24 protein-coding genes are annotated in these 19,082 nt (G+C 70.7%); 17 read left to right on the forward strand and 7 right to left on the reverse strand.

Features of this window, described 5'->3' with window-relative positions; all coding sequences use genetic code 11:
* The first annotated feature begins 61 nt into the window (after positions 1 to 61).
* Positions 62 to 754, forward strand: coding sequence for a lysoplasmalogenase family protein (locus RC2_RS00540; RefSeq protein ID WP_072680885.1), 693 nt, complete (start codon positions 62 to 64; stop codon positions 752 to 754).
* On the opposite strand, the gene RC2_RS00545 is transcribed toward RC2_RS00540, so the two are convergent.
* Positions 681 to 1,163, reverse strand: coding sequence for a methylated-DNA--[protein]-cysteine S-methyltransferase (locus RC2_RS00545; protein WP_072680886.1), 483 nt, complete (start codon positions 1,161 to 1,163; stop codon positions 681 to 683). The genes RC2_RS00540 and RC2_RS00545 overlap by 74 nt on opposite strands.
* Before the next feature lie 95 nt (positions 1,164 to 1,258).
* Between RC2_RS00545 and RC2_RS00550 the strand changes: the two genes are divergently transcribed.
* Genes RC2_RS00550 through RC2_RS00560 form a run of 3 tightly spaced genes read left to right on the forward strand, consistent with a single transcriptional unit; the run spans position 1,259 to position 3,877 of the window.
* Positions 1,259 to 2,047: an SDR family oxidoreductase gene (locus RC2_RS00550; protein WP_068151163.1), complete on the forward strand. Its 789-nt coding sequence runs from the start codon at positions 1,259 to 1,261 to the stop codon at positions 2,045 to 2,047.
* 3 nt (positions 2,048 to 2,050) lie between these two features.
* The gene (locus RC2_RS00555) at positions 2,051 to 2,737 is read left to right on the forward strand and encodes a TrmH family RNA methyltransferase (protein ID WP_068151165.1); all 687 of its coding nucleotides are present in this window, start codon (positions 2,051 to 2,053) and stop codon (positions 2,735 to 2,737) included.
* 39 nt (positions 2,738 to 2,776) lie between these two features.
* A complete protein-coding gene (locus tag RC2_RS00560; RefSeq protein ID WP_068151168.1) occupies positions 2,777 to 3,877 on the forward strand; it encodes a glycoside hydrolase family 76 protein in 1,101 nt (366 codons plus the stop codon).
* 107 nt (positions 3,878 to 3,984) lie between these two features.
* Here RC2_RS00560 and RC2_RS00565 read toward each other — a convergent pair whose 3' ends face one another.
* Together RC2_RS00565 and RC2_RS00570 are read right to left on the reverse strand one after the other, a co-directional pair.
* A complete protein-coding gene (locus tag RC2_RS00565; protein ID WP_068151171.1) occupies positions 3,985 to 4,656 on the reverse strand; it encodes a DedA family protein in 672 nt (223 codons plus the stop codon).
* Between the two features lie 8 nt (positions 4,657 to 4,664).
* Entirely contained in the window at positions 4,665 to 5,465 is an 801-nt protein-coding gene (locus tag RC2_RS00570) for a VTT domain-containing protein (RefSeq protein ID WP_139277206.1), read from the reverse strand.
* A gap of 202 nt (positions 5,466 to 5,667) precedes the next feature.
* Here RC2_RS00570 and fbaA point away from each other — a divergent pair, with 202 nt between their 5' ends.
* Complete coding sequence (gene fbaA / locus RC2_RS00575; RefSeq protein WP_072680928.1) at positions 5,668 to 6,705, forward strand: class II fructose-bisphosphate aldolase; 1,038 nt, start codon at positions 5,668 to 5,670, stop codon at positions 6,703 to 6,705.
* A gap of 1 nt (position 6,706) precedes the next feature.
* Here the strand turns inward: fbaA and RC2_RS00580 are convergent, their stop codons facing one another.
* On the reverse strand, positions 6,707 to 7,306 hold the full coding sequence (locus RC2_RS00580) for an Rv0361 family membrane protein (protein WP_082895616.1): 600 nt from the start codon (positions 7,304 to 7,306) through the stop codon (positions 6,707 to 6,709).
* 2 nt (positions 7,307 to 7,308) lie between these two features.
* Here RC2_RS00580 and RC2_RS00585 point away from each other — a divergent pair, with 2 nt between their 5' ends.
* The 7 genes from RC2_RS00585 to RC2_RS00615 all read left to right on the forward strand — a co-directional run bounded on the left by RC2_RS00585 (position 7,309) and on the right by RC2_RS00615 (position 12,741).
* Positions 7,309 to 7,725 carry a DUF3151 domain-containing protein gene (locus tag RC2_RS00585; RefSeq protein WP_068103525.1) on the forward strand — a complete coding sequence of 139 codons (417 nt, stop codon included), beginning with the start codon at positions 7,309 to 7,311 and terminating at the stop codon, positions 7,723 to 7,725.
* An 86-nt stretch (positions 7,726 to 7,811) separates the two neighbouring features.
* Positions 7,812 to 8,936: an FUSC family protein gene (locus tag RC2_RS00590; protein ID WP_068150323.1), complete on the forward strand. Its 1,125-nt coding sequence runs from the start codon at positions 7,812 to 7,814 to the stop codon at positions 8,934 to 8,936.
* A gap of 48 nt (positions 8,937 to 8,984) precedes the next feature.
* Positions 8,985 to 9,899 (forward strand): cation diffusion facilitator family transporter, encoded by a 915-nt coding sequence (locus RC2_RS00595; protein ID WP_068150324.1) that lies wholly within the window; start codon positions 8,985 to 8,987, stop codon positions 9,897 to 9,899.
* A 210-nt stretch (positions 9,900 to 10,109) separates the two neighbouring features.
* Positions 10,110 to 10,802, forward strand: a complete 693-nt coding sequence (locus tag RC2_RS00600) for an energy-coupling factor ABC transporter permease (protein ID WP_068150286.1) — start codon at positions 10,110 to 10,112, stop codon at positions 10,800 to 10,802.
* A complete protein-coding gene (locus RC2_RS00605) occupies positions 10,792 to 11,157 on the forward strand; it encodes an energy-coupling factor ABC transporter substrate-binding protein (protein ID WP_245810892.1) in 366 nt (121 codons plus the stop codon). The genes RC2_RS00600 and RC2_RS00605 overlap by 11 nt, the downstream gene beginning before the upstream one ends.
* A 1-nt stretch (position 11,158) precedes the next feature.
* Positions 11,159 to 11,908, forward strand: a complete 750-nt coding sequence (gene cbiQ / locus RC2_RS00610; RefSeq protein ID WP_072680888.1) for a cobalt ECF transporter T component CbiQ — start codon at positions 11,159 to 11,161, stop codon at positions 11,906 to 11,908.
* Positions 11,905 to 12,741, forward strand: coding sequence for an energy-coupling factor ABC transporter ATP-binding protein (locus tag RC2_RS00615; RefSeq protein WP_068150290.1), 837 nt, complete (start codon positions 11,905 to 11,907; stop codon positions 12,739 to 12,741). Before cbiQ ends, RC2_RS00615 begins: the two co-directional genes overlap by 4 nt.
* 33 nt (positions 12,742 to 12,774) lie before the next feature.
* Here the strand turns inward: RC2_RS00615 and RC2_RS00620 are convergent, their stop codons facing one another.
* Entirely contained in the window at positions 12,775 to 13,437 is a 663-nt protein-coding gene (locus tag RC2_RS00620) for a hypothetical protein (protein ID WP_068150293.1), read from the reverse strand.
* Positions 13,438 to 13,706: 269 nt separating this feature from the next.
* Between RC2_RS00620 and RC2_RS00625 the strand changes: the two genes are divergently transcribed.
* The 3 genes from RC2_RS00625 (at position 13,707) to yczR (ending at position 17,062) form a co-directional block, all read left to right on the forward strand.
* Positions 13,707 to 14,996 carry an adenylosuccinate synthase gene (locus RC2_RS00625; protein ID WP_068150296.1) on the forward strand — a complete coding sequence of 430 codons (1,290 nt, stop codon included), beginning with the start codon at positions 13,707 to 13,709 and terminating at the stop codon, positions 14,994 to 14,996.
* Between the two features lie 223 nt (positions 14,997 to 15,219).
* Complete coding sequence (locus tag RC2_RS00630) at positions 15,220 to 15,591, forward strand: LGFP repeat-containing protein (RefSeq protein ID WP_068106393.1); 372 nt, start codon at positions 15,220 to 15,222, stop codon at positions 15,589 to 15,591.
* Positions 15,592 to 15,619: 28 nt separating this feature from the next.
* Positions 15,620 to 17,062: a MocR-like transcription factor YczR gene (gene yczR, locus RC2_RS00635; protein ID WP_068150298.1), complete on the forward strand. Its 1,443-nt coding sequence runs from the start codon at positions 15,620 to 15,622 to the stop codon at positions 17,060 to 17,062.
* A gap of 28 nt (positions 17,063 to 17,090) precedes the next feature.
* On the opposite strand, the gene RC2_RS18780 is transcribed toward yczR, so the two are convergent.
* On the reverse strand, positions 17,091 to 17,249 hold the full coding sequence (locus tag RC2_RS18780) for a hypothetical protein (RefSeq protein ID WP_169846836.1): 159 nt from the start codon (positions 17,247 to 17,249) through the stop codon (positions 17,091 to 17,093).
* 181 nt (positions 17,250 to 17,430) lie between these two features.
* Between RC2_RS18780 and RC2_RS00640 the strand changes: the two genes are divergently transcribed.
* Positions 17,431 to 17,655 carry a DUF3072 domain-containing protein gene (locus RC2_RS00640; RefSeq protein ID WP_068150304.1) on the forward strand — a complete coding sequence of 75 codons (225 nt, stop codon included), beginning with the start codon at positions 17,431 to 17,433 and terminating at the stop codon, positions 17,653 to 17,655.
* Positions 17,656 to 17,680: 25 nt separating this feature from the next.
* On the opposite strand, the gene RC2_RS00645 is transcribed toward RC2_RS00640, so the two are convergent.
* Positions 17,681 to 18,007: a winged helix-turn-helix transcriptional regulator gene (locus RC2_RS00645; RefSeq protein ID WP_082895619.1), complete on the reverse strand. Its 327-nt coding sequence runs from the start codon at positions 18,005 to 18,007 to the stop codon at positions 17,681 to 17,683.
* 189 nt (positions 18,008 to 18,196) lie between these two features.
* Between RC2_RS00645 and RC2_RS00650 the strand changes: the two genes are divergently transcribed.
* Positions 18,197 to 19,069 carry an NmrA family NAD(P)-binding protein gene (locus RC2_RS00650; protein ID WP_068150310.1) on the forward strand — a complete coding sequence of 291 codons (873 nt, stop codon included), beginning with the start codon at positions 18,197 to 18,199 and terminating at the stop codon, positions 19,067 to 19,069.
* The last annotated feature ends 13 nt before the right edge of the window (positions 19,070 to 19,082 follow it).

Consider the following 19,082-nt stretch of genomic DNA (forward strand, 5'->3'; position numbering starts at 1 on the left):
ACGGGACGAGACGGCATAACGTTACCGACGCTAATGATATTCCTCCGCGTACGGTGACGCCATGCCGGACCGCGCCGCCGTCGGACACGTCACCGCCCTCGCGTACGTCGCCGCCACCGCCGCCACGGTGCTCGGCGCCGTCACCCACCGCCCGGCGCTGCAGTACGTCGCCAAGCCGGCGATGATGCCGATCCTCGCCCTGCGCGTCCTGGCGCACGACGATCCGGCCCTCGCGATCGGGCTCGCCGCGGCCACGCTGGGCGACGTCGCGATGATCGAGCCCGACGACGATCGACGGGTCCGCCTCGGCGCGTCCGGCTTCGCGGTGATGCACGCGGTGTGGTCGACGCGGTTGTGGCGCACCGGTTCCCGTGTCCGCCCGGTGGTGGCGGCGACCCGCGCGGCCGGGTGGGCCGGCGGTGTCGCGATCGCCCGACGACGCGCTCCCGGCATGCTGCCCGTCACCGCGACGTACGGCGGGCTGGTGGCGACGACGGCCACGCTGGGGGCCGACGGCACCCGCGACGCAGCCGTGGGCTCGACCCTGTTCCTGATCTCCGACGCCCTGGTGTTGGCTCGCCGGGCCGGCTCTCCCCGCTGGGCCGATGTCCTCGAAGCCGCGGTTCTGGTGACCTATGCCTCGGCGCAATGGCTGCTGGTGCGGGGCTTGTCGGAGCCCGTCAGAACAGCCGGTCGCCGCTCTCGAGGTCGAGGAGGAACCGCTTCCGGTCGAGACCCCCGGCGAACCCGGTGAGCGAGCCCGACGCACCGATCACCCGGTGGCACGGCACCACGATCGACAGCGGGTTGCGACCGTTGGCCGCCGCGACGGCGCGCACCGATCCCGGCCGACCGACGGCCGTCGCCACCTCGGTGTAGGTCCACGTCGTGCCGTAGGGGATGGTGCGCAGCGCGCCCCAGACGTCGACCTGGAAGTCGGTTCCCGACGGCGCGAGCTCGAGATCGAAGGCGTGGCGCGTTCCGGCGAAGTACTCCGTGAGCTGGGCGCGGAGGTCGTCGAACCCGGTGTCGTCACGCTCGCCCAGCCGCGCGGGCGCGGGGGCGGGTGCGTGGGCGGGGAAGTAGAGACCGGTGATCGCGGCGCCGTCGCGGACGGCGGTGAGCGGACCGATCGGGGACTCGACGACGGTGTGGACGGGCACTCGTCTCCTCCGGTCGTGGCCGGTGCTACTCGGCAGTAAGTTTTCTCGGGCCGAGCTCTGTCGCCCGTGCCGCGCACCCTCTATTGTTCGGAACCATGTCCCAACCTACTGTCTTCATCACCGGCGCAGCAGCCGGAATCGGCCGTGCCACCGCGCTGACGTACGCCGCCGGAGGCTTCCACGTGGGGGCGTACGACATCGACGAGACGGGCCTCGCGTCGCTGGCGAAGGAGATCGCCGCCAAGGGCTCGACGTCCACCACGGGATCGCTGGACGTGACCGATCCGGAGCAGTTCGCCGCGCGGCTGAAGGAGTTCGACGAGGCGTCGGGCGGTCGGTTGGACGTCCTGATCAACAACGCGGGGATCCTGCGCGCGGGCGAGTTCGCCGACCAGGACCTGAAGACCCACCGGCAGCAGGTGGAGATCAACGTCATGGGCGTGATCCACGGTCTGCACGAGGCGTTTCCGTACCTGAAGAAGACTCGGGGCGCGCAGGTGGTCAACCTCTGCTCGGCGTCCGCCATCTACGGCCAGCCGGAGCTCGCCACCTACGGCGCCACCAAGTTCGCCGTGCGCGGCCTCACCGAGGCGCTCGACCTCGAGTGGCACAAGCACGACATCGCCGTGAAGGCCATGTGGCCGCTGTTCGTGCAGACGGCCATGACCGAGGGCGTGACCACGGGCACCACCGGATCGTTGGGCATCAAGCTCACGGCGCAGGACGTCGCCGACGCCATCTTCAAGTCGACGCAGCCCGCCAAGCGGATCTACCACAAGGTGCACTTCCCGGTGGGCCTGCCGTCGAAGGCGCTCTCCATGGGGTCTCGCTTCTCGCCCGTCTGGCTCACCCGCGAGGTCAACCGCCGCCTCTCGCACAGCTGATCGGTGGACTCGGACACCCCCGACTCGAACGGTCCGGACACCGCCGGCGCCACCGAGTGGGGCGAGCATCCGCGCGGCGCGCCGCCGTGGGACGAGGCGCGCGACGGCCCTCGTCCCACCGATCCGCGCTACGACCCGGAGTTGCTCGACGAGGGTGACCGCCGCAACGTCGTCGACGCCTACCGGTACTGGCGTCGCGAGGCCGTCGTGGCCGACCTGGACTCGCGTCGTCACCCGTTCGAGGTGGCCATCGAGAACTTCGAGAACGACGCCAACATCGGCACGGTGGTGCGCACGGCCAACGCGTTCGGCGCCGCGGCCGTCCACATCGTCGGACGACGACGATGGAACCGCCGCGGCGCGATGGTCACCGACCGCTACCAGCACCTTCGTCATCACGACGACGTGGCGAGCGTCGTCGCGTACGCCGGCGAGCACGACCTGGCGGTGGTCGCCGTCGACAACGTGCCGGGGGCCGTTCCGCTCGAGACGACGGATCTGCCGCGGCGGTGCCTGCTGCTCTTCGGACAGGAGGGCCCCGGGGTCACCGACGCCGCACGGGAGGGTGCGCGACTGACGGTGTCCATCGCCCAGTTCGGCTCGACCCGCAGCATCAACGCGGGCGTCGCCGCGGGAATCGCGATGCACGCCTGGGTTCGGCAGCACGCCGACCTCGGCCGCGCCTGGTAGCCGACCGACCCCGTCCGGGCTGCTGGCAAGATCGACGGCATGCACGACAGTTGGTCCCTCCGCGCGGACGCCGCCGAGGAGGCCGTGATCTCCCGCCACGTCCGTCGGCTGTGGGGACTGCCGGGTACCGCGTTGGGAGTGGTCGCCTGGCCGCCCGTCCGTCGGGAACGCGTGTTCGCCCGGTGGCACTACTGGTGGCAGGCACACCTGATCGACAATCTCGTCGACGCCGAGGAGCGAGCGCCCACCGCGCGCCGCCGTCGTCGTCTCGCTCGCGTCGCGCGGGCGCATCGCGTCCGGAACATGACCGGCTGGACCAACTCCTACTACGACGACATGGCGTGGCTCGGCCTCGCCCTCGAGCGCGCCCAGCGGCTGCACCTCGTCGACAACCGCCGCGCCATCGCCGATCTCGAGACCGAGCTGTTCGAGGCATGGGACCCCGCCCACGGCGGCGGGATCCGCTGGTCGAAGAAGAGCGACTTCTACAACGTCCCCGCCAACGGCCCGGCCGCGATCTTCCTCGCCCGCACCGGGAAACCGTGGCGCGCCCAGGCGATGGCCGACTGGATGGACGCCACCCTGATCGACCCGACGACCCATCTGGTGCTCGACGGCATCCACGCGGACGGGCGCCTCGAGACTCCCGTCTACAGCTACTGCCAGGGCGTCGTCCTCGGCGCGGAGACGGAACTGGCCGTACGCGTCGGCGACGACCGCCACCGCGAGCGCGTGCACCGACTGGTCGACGCGGTCGCCGACCACCTCACCGAGCGAGGCGTGATCACCGGCGGTGGCGGCGGCGACGGGGGACTGTTCAACGGCATCCTCGCCCGCTACCTGTCCCTCGTGGCGACGTCGCTGCCCGGCGACACCGACGACGACGAGCGGGCGCGCGCCACCGCGAAGGACATCGTGCTCGCCTCCGCGGACGCCGCCTGGCAGAACTGCCTCTCCATCGAGGGGCTACCGCTCTTCGGGCACGACTGGACCTCGGTGGCGACGCTGCCGTCCTACGGTGCGCCGATCGCGCGGTTCGCCGGTGGCACCGTGCTGTCGTCCGGCGTCCCCGAACGCGATCTGTCGGTCCAACTCGGCGGATGGATGGTGCTCGAGGCCGCAGCCCGCGTGGAACCCTGACGACCCGTCACGCGTCGGCAGCATCACGACGCTCACGCGTCGGCAACATCACGACGCTCACGCGTCGGCAACATCACGACGCTCACGCGTCGGCAACATCACGACGCTCACGCGTCGATGTCGTGGACCTCGGTCGTCACCGCCGGCCGCCGCATCTCCTTGCGGTACTGGTAGATCCCGAACGCCGTGCCCAGCACGATGGAGACGATCATCAGGGTCAGCACGGTCGGGAACAGCCACGGCACCCGGTCGAGCCACGATCCGAAGTAGAAGCCGAGCAGCAGCAGCACCGGCGCCCAGATGAGGGCGCCGAGAGTGCTGGCGACGGTGTAGCGACGGTGGTTCATGTTGCCGGCGCCCGCGACCATCGGGCACAGCGTGCGCACCCACGGAATCCACCGCGCCACCAGCACGGCCCAGAACCCGTGCCGCTCGAGCAGGCGGTTGACCTTCTCGAGGTTCTCGACGTTGATGTACTTGCCGTTCTTGCGCGCGACCAGCCGGTGACCGGTGCGTTTGCCGATGACGTACCCCACCTGGTTGCCCACGATCGCCGCAAGGAACGCACCCGCCGACAGCCCCCAGACGTGCGAGACACCCGAGGCGTGCCCGGCCAGGCCGATGCCGGCGGTGATGAGCAGCGAGTCGCCGGGCAGGAACAGGCCCAGGATGACCGCGCACTCGAGGAACACGAAGGACACCACGATCAGCCAGACCAACGTCGGGCCGGCGGACTCGAGGAAGCCGAGTCCGCCCGAGGCGAGAACGTCCTGCGTCATCGACCCGGTCAGCTCGCGCCGTCGGGACGGGCGGGCGACTGCGGTGCGGCCGGAGTGGACGGCGCCGAATCGGTGGACGACCACGTGGAGGGCTCGACCTTGCCGTCGAGCTTGCCGTCGAACGCGTCGACGGCCTCACCGAGCGGGGTGCGCCGCGAGGAGATCAGGCGTTTGCCCACCTCCCACGCGATGGGCAGCACCGAGACGGCCACGATGAGCAGGAAGATGATGTCGACGTTCTCGCGGATGAACGCGATCTGCCCCAGCAGGTAGCCCAGCAGCGTGACGCCCGCGCCCCAGACGATGCCGCCGACGACGTTGTAGGTGATGAAGACCCGGTAGCGCATGGCGGACGCGCCCGCGACCACCGGGGCGAACGTGCGCACGATCGGGACGAAGCGGGCCAGGAAGATGGTGATCGGGCCGTGCTTCTCGAAGAACGCGTGCGACTCGTCGATGTACTTCTTCTTGAGGAAGCGCGCGTCGTCGTGGAACAGGCCGGTGCCGGCCTTCCTGCCGATGAAGTACCCGGCCTGATCGCCGAGGATCGCGGCGATGGGAATGGTCACCATCAGCACCCACAGGGGTGCGAACGGCGCCACCTCGGTGGACTTCGACGCCGCGATGAGTCCGGCCGTGAACAGCAGTGAATCGCCCGGGAGCAGCGGGAACAGCAGTCCCGACTCGATGAAGACCACCAGCAGCAGACCCACCAACACCCAGGTACCGAACGAGTTCAGCAGGTTGACCGGGTCGAGGAACCCCGGCAGCAGGGCGAGGTCGGTCGTGGAGGCGGCCAGGGTATGCACGGCGACAACCCTACCGGCGTGCGCGACCGACAGCGCCCTGCGCGTGGACTCACAGCGGACTCTCAGCGGGGCTCGCAGCACCCCCGCGCGCTCTACCGACGGGTAGGTCGGGCGCAGGGCGAACCCGCGTCGGCCGGTCTTGCCATACTGCTACCGAGGCACCCGACCCGAGGTGCTCCCGCTCACCGTGGAGGTTTCTTCCGTGCCGATCGCCACTCCCGAGGTCTACGCCGAGATGCTCGGCCGCGCCAAGGAACATTCGTTCGCCTTCCCCGCCATCAACTGCGTGGGATCCGAGTCGATCAACGCCGCCATCAAGGGCTTCGCCGACGCCGGGAGCGACGGGATCATCCAGTTCTCCACCGGTGGCGCGGAGTTCGGGTCGGGCCTCGGCGTGAAGGACATGGTGACCGGTGCGGTGGCGTTGGCCGAGTTCGCGCACGTCGTCGCCGCGAAGTACGACGTCACCATCGCGCTGCACACCGATCACTGCCCCAAGGACAAGCTGGACACCTACGTGCGTCCGCTCATCGCGATCTCGCAGGAGCGTGTCGACGCCGGTAAGAATCCGCTGTTCCAGTCCCACATGTGGGACGGCTCCGCGGTCCCGATCGACGAGAACCTCGAGATCGCGAAGGACCTGCTGGCCAAGGCCGCGGCCGCGCGCATCATCCTCGAGATCGAGATCGGTGTGGTCGGCGGTGAGGAGGACGGCGTCGAGGCCGAGATCAACGACAAGCTCTACACCTCGAACGAGGACTTCCTGAAGACGGTCGAGGCGCTGGGCGCCGGCGACGCCGGGTCGCGCTACCTGCTGGCCGCCACCTTCGGCAACGTCCACGGTGTGTACAAGCCGGGCAACGTGAAGCTGAAGCCGTCCGTGCTGGCCGACGGCCAGAAGGTCGCCACCGACAAGCTCGGCCTGCCCGCCGGCTCGAAGCCGTTCGATTTCGTCTTCCACGGCGGATCGGGCTCGGCCAAGAGCGAGATCGAGGAAGCCCTCGAGTACGGCGTCGTGAAGATGAACGTCGACACCGACACCCAGTACGCCTTCTCGCGCCCCATCGCCGGGCACTTCTTCACCAACTACGACGGCGTCCTCAAGGTCGACGGCGAGGTCGGCAACAAGAAGACCTACGACCCGCGCAGCTACCTCAAGAAGGCCGAGGCCGGTATGACGGCGCGCGTCGTCGAGGCGTGCAACGACCTGAAGTCGGCCGGGCGCAGCGTGTCCGCCTGAGTCAGGCGCAGACCTTCCAGGTCTCGTCCTCGAGGGCCAGGTCGAAGGTCCGCGGGGAGGGAGCGGTCTCGTTCCCCCCGCGGGCCGTCACCTGCGCGATGGCGGTGGTGACGTCGGGTGCCTCGGCCGGCGTGATCTGGATGGTGTCGACGCTCAGGACGTCGGGAATCGATCCCGACGCCACCGCGGCGTCGTGCGTCGCGGCGAAGTCCTCGTCGGAGATGCCGCCGTAGAACGACGCCAGGGGTCCGCAGGTGCCGGACCGCAGAGCGGCGAGATCGCCGTCGCGCAATGCCGTCGTGAAGTCGTCGATCGCGACGCGGATGCGGTCCTCGTCGGAGGCCCCGGTCGTCGTCGACCCGCCGCGCAGCAGGGCGAACGCGACGACGCCGCCGATCGCGACCGCCACGACGAGCAGCGCCGCGACCCATCGGCCGATCGGACGACGCGTCCGCGGCTCGCGGGCGGGCTCGCGCGGCGGAATGTACTGCGGCCGGGCCGGTGGTGGGGTACTGGACGACACGCCCCGCAGCTTAACTTTCACGGTGCCGCCGGCCGTGCACGCGCGCTCGTCGGCGACGGGTGTCGTGGGAGACTGCACCCATGACGTCCTTCGGAGATCTGCTCGGACCGCAGCCCACCTTGCTTCCCGGTGACGACGAAGCCGAGTCGCTGTTGCTCAATCACACCGCCCCCGAGGAGGTGGCGGCCGCCCACCCGACGGCGTCGATCGCGTGGGCGTACCTCGCCGAGGCCGCGCTGGCCGACGAGCGCACGATCACCGCCTACGCCTACGCCCGCACCGGGTATCACCGTGGCCTGGACCAGCTCCGTCGCAACGGGTGGAAGGGCTTCGGTCCGGTGCCCTACAGCCACGAGCCGAACCGCGGATTCCTGCGCTGTGTCGCGGTGCTCGCCCGTGCCGCGCAGGCCATCGGGGAGACCGACGAGTACGCCCGCTGCCTCGACCTGCTCGAGGATTGCGATCCGCGCGCCGCGGACGAGCTCGGCGTCGGCTAGGTCGCGCTGCCGCACATGAGACTGTCATCGCCGTGAGTCCGCTCGGCCTGCGCCGGGGCGCACGGTCGCCGTTCGAGACCGCGCGGCTGCGTCGTCGTGGCCGGTCGCGGTTCCAGGCGTCCGTGGACCGGCTGAAGCTCTCCGGCCTGCCGGTGATCCAGTGCGCGCTCGCGGCGGGCATCGCGTGGTTCGTGGCGACGGAGATCGTCGGGCACGTCACGCCCTTCTTCGCGCCGATCGCGGCCGTGGTGTCGCTCGGGGTGTCCCTCGGCGCCCGGATGCGGCGGTCCGTCGAGCTGGTCGCGGGCGTGACCGTGGGCATCGGCGTCGGCGACGCACTGATCGCGCTCATCGGGACCGGCCCGCTGCAGATCGCGCTGGTGGTCGCGCTGGCGATGGGGACCGCGGTGTTCCTCGACAGCGGCGCGATCATCGCGATGCAGGCCGGATCGTCGGCGGTGCTGGTGGCCACCCTGCTCCCACCCGGCGACGCCGGGGGCTACAACCGCATGGTCGACGCGTTGGTGGGCGGCCTGGTGGGTCTGGCCGTGGTCGCGGTGGTCCCGACGCATCCGGTCCGGCGCGCCCGCGGCGACGCGGCGACGGTGATCGAGACGGCGGGACGGGTGCTCGGGCTCGTTGCCGAGGGGCTGTCCGCGCAGGATCCGAAGTCCATCGAGAAGGCGCTGAAGGCGGCGCGGGCGACGCAGCCGGCGATCGACATGCTGCGGACCGACCTTCGGGGCGGCCGGGAGATCAGCCGGATCTCGCCGCTGTACTGGAACTCACGGCAGCGGCTCGCGCGGCTGGCCGCGACGGCGGATCCGTTGGACAACGCGGTGCGCAACATCCGCGTCCTGGCCCGGCGGTCGCTGTCCCTGGTCCGGGACGACGAGATCCTGGACCCGCGGCTGGTGAGGTTGGTGGAGCAGCTGGCCGAGTCCACCGAGGTGCTGCGGCAGATGATGCTGGCGGATCCGGGCGAGCAACCGGATCAGGCCGAGGCCGCGCGGGTGCTCCGGCACGTCGCGGTGGGCGCGAAGGCGGAGTTGATGCGCGACGCCGGTCTGTCGGCGACGGTGGTGCTGGCACAGATTCGCTCGATCGTGGTCGATCTGCTGCAGGTCGCCGGGCTCTCGCGGATCTCGGCGATGGCGACGTTGCCGCCCACCGTGCCGAATCCCGCGGTCCCGCCGGAACGGCACGACTGACGGCCGTCGACTACACACATGCAGAACTGCGCATGTATGGTCGTCGGCATGGGAGCGGGGCACGGGCACGGTCAGGTGCCGACCGGGGGCGAGGCGCCGACGCGCGGTCGACTGCGCCGCATGGGCATCGCGTGGCTCGTGCTGGTCGCGTTCTTCGCGCTCGAACTCACCGTCGGCCTGGCGATCGGCTCGCTCGGCCTGATCGCCGACGCCGGTCACATGCTCACCGACATCGTCGGGATGAGCATGGGTCTGGCGGCGCTCACCCTTGCCCAGCGGGGCTCGTCGTCCGCCGCCCGCACGTTCGGATGGCATCGCGCCGAGGTGCTCACCGCCATCGTCAACGCCGTGCTGCTCCTCGGGGTGGCCGTGTTCATCTTCGTCGAGGCGATCCGGCGCATCGGGGATCAGCCCGATCTGCCCGGCGGCATCATGATGGCGACGGCGGCCGCCGGACTCGCCGCGAACGTCGTCGTCATGCTCCTCATCCGCGCCGACGCGAAGGACTCGCTCGCGGTCCGGGGCGCGTACCTCGAGGTCCTCGCCGACACCGTCGGCAGCGTCGGTGTCCTGATCGCGGGCGCTCTCACGCTGGTCGGGTGGTCGTGGGCGGACATCGTCGTCGGTGTGGCCATCTCCATCTGGGTGGTCCCGCGCGCGGTACGCCTCGCCGGGGCGTCACTGCGCATCCTCACCCAGGCCAGCCCGTCGTCCGTCGACGTCGTCGCCCTCGACGCCGACCTGCGCGCCCTGCCCGGTGTGGAGGACGTCCACGACCTGCACGTCTGGACTCTCACCACCGGCATGGACGTCGCCACGGTCCACCTGACCTCGCACGGGTCGAGTTCCGTGCTCCTCGCTCGGAGCAAGGAACTGCTCTCCACCTACGGCCTCGACCACGCCACCGTGCAGATCGAACCCGCGGCGCACGGCGCGGTGTGCCGAGACGAGATGACCTGGTAGTTCTGCGGCAGGACGTTCTGTGCCACGATGACCGCGCAGGACCGAACCCGGCCCTGCGCCGTGCTGGTGCGGGAAACCCGGTGCAACTCCGGGACGGTCGCGCCACCGTGAACGACGGAGCCCCTCGGCGGGCGCCGGTCGTGAGTCGGATCGCCGCCCCGGCACGCCTCCCGTCGACCTCGGACGCGTCATCCGAGAAGGGCCCTGTTCATGCATATCGCCGAAGGTTTCCTGCCGCCGGTGCACGCTGCCGTCTGGACCTGCGCCGCGGCGCCGTTCGTCGTCCACGGCGCCCGCGCCGTCGTCCATCAGGTGCGGGAGAACCCCCGTAGCCGACTCCTCCTCGGCGCCGCCGGGGCGTTCACGTTCGTCCTGTCCGCCATCAAGATGCCTTCGGTCACCGGCAGCTCGTCCCATCCCACCGGCACCGGACTGGGCGCGGTGCTGTTCCGACCTCCGGTCATGGCTTTCCTCGGGACGGTGGTCCTGCTCTTCCAGGCGTTGCTGCTGGCGCACGGGGGTCTGACGACGCTCGGCGCCAACGCGTTCTCCATGGCGGTGGTCGGGCCCTGGGTCGGCTACGGCGCGTTCGTCCTGGTCGGGCGGCTCGGCGGCGGCATCTCGCTCGCCGTGTTCTGCGCGATGACCCTGGCCGACCTGGCCACCTACTGCACGACGAGCGTGCAGATCGCCCTGGCGTTCCCCGATCCGCAGAGCGGCATCGCCGGCGCGGTGGTGAAGTTCCTGTCGATCTTCGCGGTCACCCAGATTCCGCTCGCGATCGCGGAGGGGTTGCTCGGGGTGCTGGTCTTCCGCGTCCTGCGGTCGGTCGCAACGCCGGAACTGCGGGAGCTCGGCGTGTTCCGCTTCTTCGCTCGGAAGGAGGCCCTCGATGTCCGGTGAGTCTCGGTCCGGTGAGATGCAGGCCGGATCTCGGCGCAACCGGTGGGTGAACCTGGCCCTCGTCGCGGCCATCGTGGCGATCGTCGGCATCGCGCTGGCGATCGACTCGGGCCGCACCGTCGAGGGTGACCGCTTCGTCGGGAGCGACACCGCGGCCACCGAACGCATCGAGGCCGACCATCCGGACTACCAGCCGTGGTTCGAGTCGGTGTTCGCACCGTCGTCCGGTGAGGTGGAGTCGGGGCTGTTCGCGCTGCAGGCGGCCCTCGGCGGCATCGTGCTCGGGTACGTGATCGCCACGTTGAAGGCCCGTCGCGCCGTGGAGCGGGTGCAGGCGCCACCGGACGGTTCCTGAGGTGCAGGGTCTCGCCGTCGACGACGCCGCCTGGGCCAGTGCGTGGCGCGGACGCGCGGTGGCCGACAAGGCGGTGCTCGCGCTCGGGCTGGTGCTGTGCGCGGCGGTGCTGCCGGCCTGGCCGGGGTCGTTGCTCGTGACGGTGGTCGCGCTGACCGCCGCCACGGCGTTCGCGCGCACCCCGTGGCCGCTGCTGCTGCGCACTCTCGCGGCGCCGGCCGCCTTCGTCGTGCTCGGCGGCGTGTCGGTGGCGATCACGGTGCGCGGCGCGCCGGACTGGGGTGTCGGCGCCACCGACGAGAGCGTGCGTCGGGCGCTCGAGGTGACCGCGCACGCCGTCGCGGGCACGTCGGCGATGATTCTGCTCGCGGTGACCACGCCGATGGTCGATCTCCTGGCGGGCCTGCGGCGAGCCCGTGTCCCGCAGGCGTGCGTCGACGTCGCGGGGTTGGTCTACCGGTTGCTGTTCGTCCTGCTGACGTCGCTGCGATCGGTCCGCCGATCCCAGGTCGCCCGGCTCGGGTACTCCACCCCGCGCCGCTCGATGCAGTCCGCCGCGCTGCTCACCGCGGCCGTGCTGACCTCGGCCTGGGATCGAGCGTCCCGGCTCGAGGACGGTCTCGCGGGTCGGGAGTTCGGGGTGGCCGATCCGGTGGATGCCGTTCCGCCGCCGCGTAGTTCGCCGAGGTTCCTGGCCGGGGCGATCGGGGTGATGGTGGTCGTCGTCGTGGTGTCGGTGGTGGTCTCGTGAGTCATCGCTCGCTCGCGGCGCGGGCGATCACGGTCGGCTACGACGGCCGCGACGTCCTGCGCGGCGCGAACCTCGACGTCCCGGCCGGGCGTCGGACGGCGATCCTCGGCGCCAACGGGTCCGGCAAGACCACACTGCTGCGCTGCCTCGCCGGGGCCGTGCAGCCCGCGTCGGGTGCGGTGGAACTGGACGGCACCGCGTTGCGTCACACCAGGTCCGCGCTGCGCGCCCACCGTCAGGAAGTGCAACTGGTCCTGCAGGATCCGGACGATCAGCTGTTCTCCGCCGACGTCTACCGCGACGTCGCGTACGGGCCGGCCAACCTCGGTCTGCCCCTCGCGGAGGTGCGCGAGCGGGTCGAGTCCGCGCTGACGCTGCTGGGCATCGACGGGCTGAGTCGCCGCCCGGTGCACCAGCTCTCCTACGGCGAACGCAAGCGCGTCGCGACGGCCGGTGCCGTGGCCATGCGTCCGTGCGTGCTGCTGTTGGACGAACCGACGGCGGGCCTCGATCCGCGCGCGGAGGTCGAGATGTTCGACGCCGTCGCTCGGCTCGAGAGCGCGCACACCACCGTCGTCCTCTCGACGCACGACGTCGCCCTCGCGCTCGACTGGGCGCACTCGGTGGCCGTGGTGGTGGACGGCACCGTGGTGCAGGGCGATCCCGTGACGGTGCTGTCGGACGCGGAGTTGTTGTCCCGGGCCCGGTTGCACGTGCCGTGGCCGTTGGCGTTGGCGGCCGAGCTGGCGGCGGACGGGGTACTGCCCCCGGACGTCCGGCCCCGCAACGCCGCCGAGCTGCGCCGCGCCCTCACCGCCGATCGTGTGCAGTAGTCCGCGCTCAGCGCGGATTTCTGCACAGGATTCTCAGCGCACCAGCAACCACTGTTCGTGGTGGCGGTAGATCGTCGAGCGGACCGCGTCGCGCGTCGACGCCACTCCGTCCTTGGTGAGGCGGGCGGCGGGTGTGCCCAGCTGCATCGCGCGCCCGGCGACCCACTTGGCGCGGAACAGTCCGCGCCGACCCTGTACTCGCGCGCGCAGTCCCGGCATCTCGAGCGTGGGGGCGACCTCGACGCCGGGGACCGAGCCGGAGAACAGGCGGGTGTCGTCCACGTACGCCTCGCCCGTCAGCACGCCCGACGGTCCGGTCAACACCGCGCGCCCGACGACGGCGGTCCCCAGATCGTCGCGAATCAGCGGCACCGGCGTCGCGGTACCGGACAGGGCGACCTTGGCGGCGCGGGAGCCGGTGCCGATGCGGTAGAGGTGACTGGCCTCCGACGCCGTCTCCGGGACGTACGCGAGTTCGACGTCGAGACGGTCCTTGCGCATGAGGCGGGTGAGCACCGCGGCCAGGGCGGCGTCGGTGCCGAGCACGACGATGCGGGCGTCGGCGATCCCGTCGATCTCCGACAGCGCGGCGTCGCAGTCCGATCGCGTGGGGACGACGGAGGCCGTGATCAGGGCCAGCGACGACAGTGCGATGGGGACCAGGGTCTGGCCGCACTGCAGGACGAACGGAGTCACGCGGTGGTTTCCTTGTCGGTCGGGCAGGTGCGTCCACCATAGATGCGCACCCGGTACGTCGAGGGACCGGAAACAGGGCGTGGTGGTCTCGATTGCGTGTCGCTTCGACCCGAGCGCCGCGACAGAAGACCGCGGGGTTGGAAAAACCGGGGCGGCTACACTGTGTCACCGGCCACGGTCGGTGGAGCCTGCGTCCTCGCGGCACGCTCCTCGCTCGACGGCCGCAGCCCGGGACACCCGGCTGCACACCCGAGATCGTAGGAGCACACATGCCGGCAATCGTCCTCATCGGCGCCCAGTGGGGCGACGAGGGCAAGGGCAAGGCCACGGACCTCTTCGGTGAGCGTCTGCAGTGGGTGGTCCGCTACCAGGGCGGCAACAACGCCGGCCACACCGTGGTGCTCCCCAGCGGCGACAAGTTCGCGCTGCACCTGATCCCGTCGGGCATTCTCTCGCCCGGTGTGAACAACGTGATCGGCAACGGTGTGGTGGTCGACCCGGGTGTGCTGCTGACCGAGCTCGACGGGCTCGAGAAGAGGGACGTGGACACCTCGCGGCTGCTGCTCAGCGCCGATGCGCACCTGATCATGCCGTACCACGTGGCCATCGACAAGGTCACCGAACGCTTCCTCGGCGCCCGCAAGATCGGCACCACCGGCCGCGGCATCGGCCCGTGCTACCAGGACAAGATCGCCCGCGTCGGCGTCCGCGCGGCCGACGTGCTCGACGAGAAGATCCTCACTCAGAAGGTCGAAGCCGCACTGGAATTCAAGAACCAGGTGCTGGCCAAGATCTACAATCGCCGGGCGCTCGACCCGGCACAGGTGGTCGACGAGGTCCTCGGCCAGGCGGCCGGGTTCCGGCACCGCATCTCCGACACGCGGCTCGCGCTGAACCAGGCGCTCGAGCGCGGGGAGACCGTGTTGCTCGAGGGTTCGCAGGGCACGCTGCTCGACGTCGACCACGGCACGTATCCGTTCGTCACCTCCTCCAACCCCACGGCCGGCGGCGCCGCGGTGGGCTCCGGTGTGGGTCCCGGCCGCATCGAGACGGTGCTCGGCATCCTCAAGGCGTACACGACGCGCGTCGGGTCCGGACCGTTCCCCACCGAGCTGTTCGACGACTCCGGTGAATACCTGGCCAAGCAGGGCGGTGAGGTCGGCGTCACCACCGGGCGCGCCCGCCGGACGGGGTGGTTCGACGCCGTCATCGCCCGCTACGCGACGCGCGTCAACGGCATCACCGATTACTTCCTCACCAAGCTCGACGTGTTGTCGTCGTTGGACACCGTCCCCATCTGCGTCGCGTACGACGTGGACGGCGAGCGTCACGACGACATGCCCATGACGCAGACCGGCTTCCACCACGCGACGCCGATCTACGAGGAGATGCCGGGCTGGTGGGAGGACATCTCGGGCGCCCGCACCTTCGAGGACCTGCCGGTCAACGCGCAGAACTACGTCCTGCGCCTCGAGGAGCTGTCCGGGGCGTACATGTCCTACATCGGCGTCGGCCCGGGCCGTGATCAGACGATCGTGCGGCGCGACATCCTCGGCTGAGCGCCCCCGGCTGAGCTCCCCCCGGCTGCGCAGCGCGGCCGGATCTGCACAGGTTGCAACGCACGCGGATCCAGGTGCGCAGCGCGCCGGACAGCGACACGGTCCGATCTGTCCCGTTCCGGCTGTGAAATCTCACGGCAGCGCGCATACTGTGGCCCAGAGTCCCGGAGAGACCGCCTTGTCGGGTTCGGCCTGGTCGGGACCGGGGTCACTGGAGGCCACCGTGAGCGTTGAAGGCGCCGTCAACTCGTCCGAGACCTATGCGGGTCTCGAGGTCTTCGAGTGCCAGTTCGAGCGGTTCGCTCTGGAACATCCGTGGATCGGTCGGCGGACCGGCGACCTCATGCTCGCCCCGCGCGGCGGTGGCCTGCTCGAGTTCCAGCACGCCACGGTGTTCGCGCTGCCCGACGGCGGCGCGCACGAGGTGCACGGGGAGATCCTGGCCTGGTACCTGGCGCACGGCGGTCCGAGCGGCACGCTCGGTTATCCCCTGAGCAACGAGAAGCGCACCCCCACCGGCCACGGCCGCTACAACTCGTTCGAGGGCGGAACCGTGGGCTGGCTTCCCGGTGTGGGCGCCTTCCTGATGGGCTGAGCGGCGCCGCCCCGCTACGGTGGGGCCGGTGGCCCGTGTGTTGGGAGCGTCGACGCTCGCTCGTGACCTGGGTCAGTGGCGCCCGACGTCGCGCAACCGGCCCGTCTACCGTGCTCTCGCCGACGGCATCCGCCTCCTGGTGAACGACGGCCGCATCCCGCTGGGCGTGGCCCTGCCCAGTGAGCGGGACCTGGCCGGCGTGCTCGCGTTGTCGCGGACGACGGTCACCAACACCTACGCCGCGTTGCGCGAGGAGGGGTACCTGCAGTCCCGTCAGGGGTCGCGCAGCACGGTGGCGCTGCCACCACGGCCGGAGAGGTGGGAGTCGGTTCCGCGGAGCGCCGGGGAGACGACCATCGACATGACCCACGCTGCCGTGACGGCCCCACCCGAGGCGGTGACCGCGGCGTATCAGGCTGCATTGCAGGCGCTTCCGGCGTACTACTCGGGCCACGGAATCGATCCCGTGGGTCTGACGGTGCTGCGCCGCGCCATCGCGCGCCGGTACGAGGAGCGCGGGGTGCCCACGGAGGTCGACCAGATCATGGTGACCTCGGGCGCGCAGCAGGCGTGGCGCCTGCTGCTCGAGGTCCTGGCGTCACCCGGGGATCGCGTGGTGGTGGACCATCCGACGTATCCCAATGCGCTGGAGGCGATTCGGCGCACCGCGGCCCGCGCGGTGCCGGTTCCGCTGCTGCCGGCGGACGCGGCACCCGGCCGGTGGGACCTCGGGTCGATGCACGACGCGATCCGGCAGACCGGCGCGTCGCTCGTCTACGTGCTCCCGGACTTCCACAACCCGACGGGTGCGGTGATGGGCCGCGAGGACCGCGCCGACCTGGTGAGCGTGACGCGCCGCGCGGGGGCGACGTTGGTGGTCGACGAGTCCATGGCCGACCTGTGGCTCGACGCGCCGCCGCCGCCGCCGGTGGCCGCGGCGACGCACGGCCACGGTGTGGTGACGGTGGGTTCGGCGTCCAAGTCGTACTGGGGCGGACTTCGCGTGGGGTGGATCAGGGCGTCGCCGACGCTGATCTCCCGGCTCGCGACGTCTCGCGCAGCGGAGGACATCGGCACGCCGATCATGGATCAGCTGGCGTGCGGGGAACTGATCGCGCGTCACGACGACGTCCTGACACCGCGTCGCGACGTCCTGCGTCGTCGTCGTGGTGCGTTGCTCGACGCGGTGGGCGAGGCGCTGCCGGACTGGCGGGTCGAGTCGCCGCCGGGTGGTCTGTCGATGTGGCTGCGGATGCCGGCACCGGTGTCGACGGCGCTCGCGGCGGTGGCTCCGGCGCACGGGGTGGTGGTGGCGGCGGGGCCTCGGTTCGGGGTGGAAGGGGCGTTCGAGCACTACATGCGACTGCCGTTCACGGAGAGCAGTGACCGCATCCGGGAGGCGGTGCATCGACTGGCGTCGGCGTATCGGACGCTCGATCCCGCGGCCGGAGCGCCGCGCATGGTGCTCTGATCGAGCCGTTTCGAGAACGGCGGGTGGGTCAGGCGGAGCGATGTGGGACGTCCTCGACGATCATGAGGTCCCAATCGCGGTCCGAGCCCAGTTCTTCCTGGTCCGCGCGCCGCACGGAGCGCCCGAGCGCGGCGGCGACAGCCGCGCCCAGCACCACCCAGGCGCCGAGGACTATCAGAAGGACCATCACACGATCGTTTGTAGCACCGCTTGCTGAATAAATGCTGACAATGCGCGCGTTCGTGTCGAATTCGGCGCCTCGATTCACCCTTTGTCTCGAAAAGAGAACGGCGTGGACGCATTTCCATACCACACGGTCGCCATCCTGCCGGTGTTTGCCCGGCGACGACGGCGGGTATGTCGAACGTATGAGCGAGAACACGCAGAACGACACCACACCGGTCGAGCAGAACGCGGAGAAGGACCCGTCGGACTGGGTCACCGGGGACGAGCCGATCACCGGGGCGCAGCGCAGCTACCTCGAGACGCTCGCCCAGGAAGCCGGAGAGACGGTGCCTGACGGGCTGACCAAGGCGGAGGCGTCGCGGAAGATCGACGAGTTCCAGAACGAGACCGGACGCGGACAGTCCTGATCGCCCCGCCCGCGCGGGTGGCTGATCAGCCGCCTGCGCAGGCGGTGCGCCGGTCGTACTCCGCGCGGGCGGTCATCACCTCGTCGATGCGGTGTTCGACCACGCCGATGAGGGCGACCAGAGGGGCGGCGGTGGCCCGACCCAGATCGGTCAGGGTGTATTCGACGGCCGGGGGGATCTGCGTCAGCACGGTTCGGGCGACCAGCCCGTCACGTTCGAGGCGCTGCAGCGTCTGCGCCAGCATGCGTTCACTGACTCCGTCCACCCGGCGACGCAGTTCGCCGAAGCGGTGCGGACCGTCGTGCAGCGCGGCGAGGGCGAGCACGCCCCACCGGCTGGTGATGTCCTGCATCGTCTCGCGCGACGGACATCGGCGCGAGAACACGTCGACGGCGTACTGGGGGTCGGTCACCCCGCCAGCGTACGCCCACCGCTGACGATCGAGCCCGTACTGACGTTCCTGTTTGCACCACACGAAAAGTAAGTGCACACTGGTCGGCGGCAGGGCGCTCGGCCCTGTCGCTACGAGCAGGGAGCGATCATGACGGTCATCGCGGTCACCGGAGCAACGGGACAGTTCGGCTCGGCGGCGGTGCGCACGCTGCTCGGGCGCGGTGTCGCGGCGGACAGCGTCGTCGCCGTCGTCCGGAATGCGGAGAAGGCGGCAGACCTGGCCGCGAAGGGTGTCATCGTGCGGGTGGCCGACTACACCGATCCCGCTGCGCTGCGCACGGCGCTCGACGGAGTGGACCGTCTGCTGCTCGTCTCGGGCTCCGAGGTGGGACAGCGAGAAGTGCAGCACCGCAACGTCATTGCCGCTGCCGAGGAGGCCGGTGTGTCGCTGATCGCGTACACCAGCCTGCTGAGGGCGGACACCAGCACCATCGGACTGGCGCCCGAACACGTCGCCACGGAACAGATGCTCGCGGCCTCGCCGTTGGCCGCCGTCGTCCTGCGCAACACCTGGTACTGGGAGAACTACGCGGCCTCGATCGAGTCCGCCGCGCAGAGCGGGGTGCTGCTGGGCAGCGGCGATGACGGTCGTATCGCGGGGGCGGCGCGCGCCGACCTGGCCGAGGCCGCCGCCCTGGTGATCAGCGCCCCGGACGGCTCGGCGGATATCGAGGACGGGGCCGTGCTCGAACTCGCCGGACCGGCCGTGAACTACTCCGAGCTGGCCGATGCCATCGCCCGGGTGTCGGGCGCCGCGGTCACGTACCGCAACGTCACCTCCGCCGAGCACGCCGAGGTGCTCACCGGCGCCGGACTGCCGGCGCCGGTGGTCGACCTGCTCGTGAACGCCGACGCCGGGATCGCCCGCGGCGACCTGTACTCGGAGTCGGACGATCTCGCGCGAGTGCTGGGCCGCGCGCCCTCGACCGCGGCGGAAGCCCTGCAGGCAACCGCCGGCTGAACGCCGCCGGGCC

The sequence above is a fragment of the Rhodococcoides corynebacterioides NBRC 14404 genome (assembly GCF_001894765.1).
Lineage (GTDB): Bacteria > Actinomycetota > Actinomycetes > Mycobacteriales > Mycobacteriaceae > Rhodococcoides > Rhodococcoides corynebacterioides.

What these genes read in the sequence shown, in the direction of transcription:
- RC2_RS00585 (WP_068103525.1), top strand. Translation starts at nt 7,309, where the DNA reads ATGACGTCCTTCGGAGATCTGCTCGGACCGCAGCCCACCTTGCTTCCC.
- RC2_RS00560 (WP_068151168.1), top strand. Translation starts at nt 2,777, where the DNA reads ATGCACGACAGTTGGTCCCTCCGCGCGGACGCCGCCGAGGAGGCCGTG.
- RC2_RS00565 (WP_068151171.1), bottom strand. Translation starts at nt 4,656, where the DNA reads ATGACGCAGGACGTTCTCGCCTCGGGCGGACTCGGCTTCCTCGAGTCC.
- RC2_RS00600 (WP_068150286.1), top strand. Translation starts at nt 10,110, where the DNA reads ATGCATATCGCCGAAGGTTTCCTGCCGCCGGTGCACGCTGCCGTCTGG.
- RC2_RS00625 (WP_068150296.1), top strand. Translation starts at nt 13,707, where the DNA reads ATGCCGGCAATCGTCCTCATCGGCGCCCAGTGGGGCGACGAGGGCAAG.
- RC2_RS00540 (WP_072680885.1), top strand. Translation starts at nt 62, where the DNA reads ATGCCGGACCGCGCCGCCGTCGGACACGTCACCGCCCTCGCGTACGTC.
- RC2_RS00550 (WP_068151163.1), top strand. Translation starts at nt 1,259, where the DNA reads ATGTCCCAACCTACTGTCTTCATCACCGGCGCAGCAGCCGGAATCGGC.
- RC2_RS00605 (WP_245810892.1), top strand. Translation starts at nt 10,792, where the DNA reads ATGTCCGGTGAGTCTCGGTCCGGTGAGATGCAGGCCGGATCTCGGCGC.
- RC2_RS00645 (WP_082895619.1), bottom strand. Translation starts at nt 18,007, where the DNA reads ATGCAGGACATCACCAGCCGGTGGGGCGTGCTCGCCCTCGCCGCGCTG.
- RC2_RS00650 (WP_068150310.1), top strand. Translation starts at nt 18,197, where the DNA reads ATGACGGTCATCGCGGTCACCGGAGCAACGGGACAGTTCGGCTCGGCG.
- RC2_RS00595 (WP_068150324.1), top strand. Translation starts at nt 8,985, where the DNA reads ATGGGAGCGGGGCACGGGCACGGTCAGGTGCCGACCGGGGGCGAGGCG.
- RC2_RS00640 (WP_068150304.1), top strand. Translation starts at nt 17,431, where the DNA reads ATGAGCGAGAACACGCAGAACGACACCACACCGGTCGAGCAGAACGCG.
- RC2_RS18780 (WP_169846836.1), bottom strand. Translation starts at nt 17,249, where the DNA reads ATGGTCCTTCTGATAGTCCTCGGCGCCTGGGTGGTGCTGGGCGCGGCT.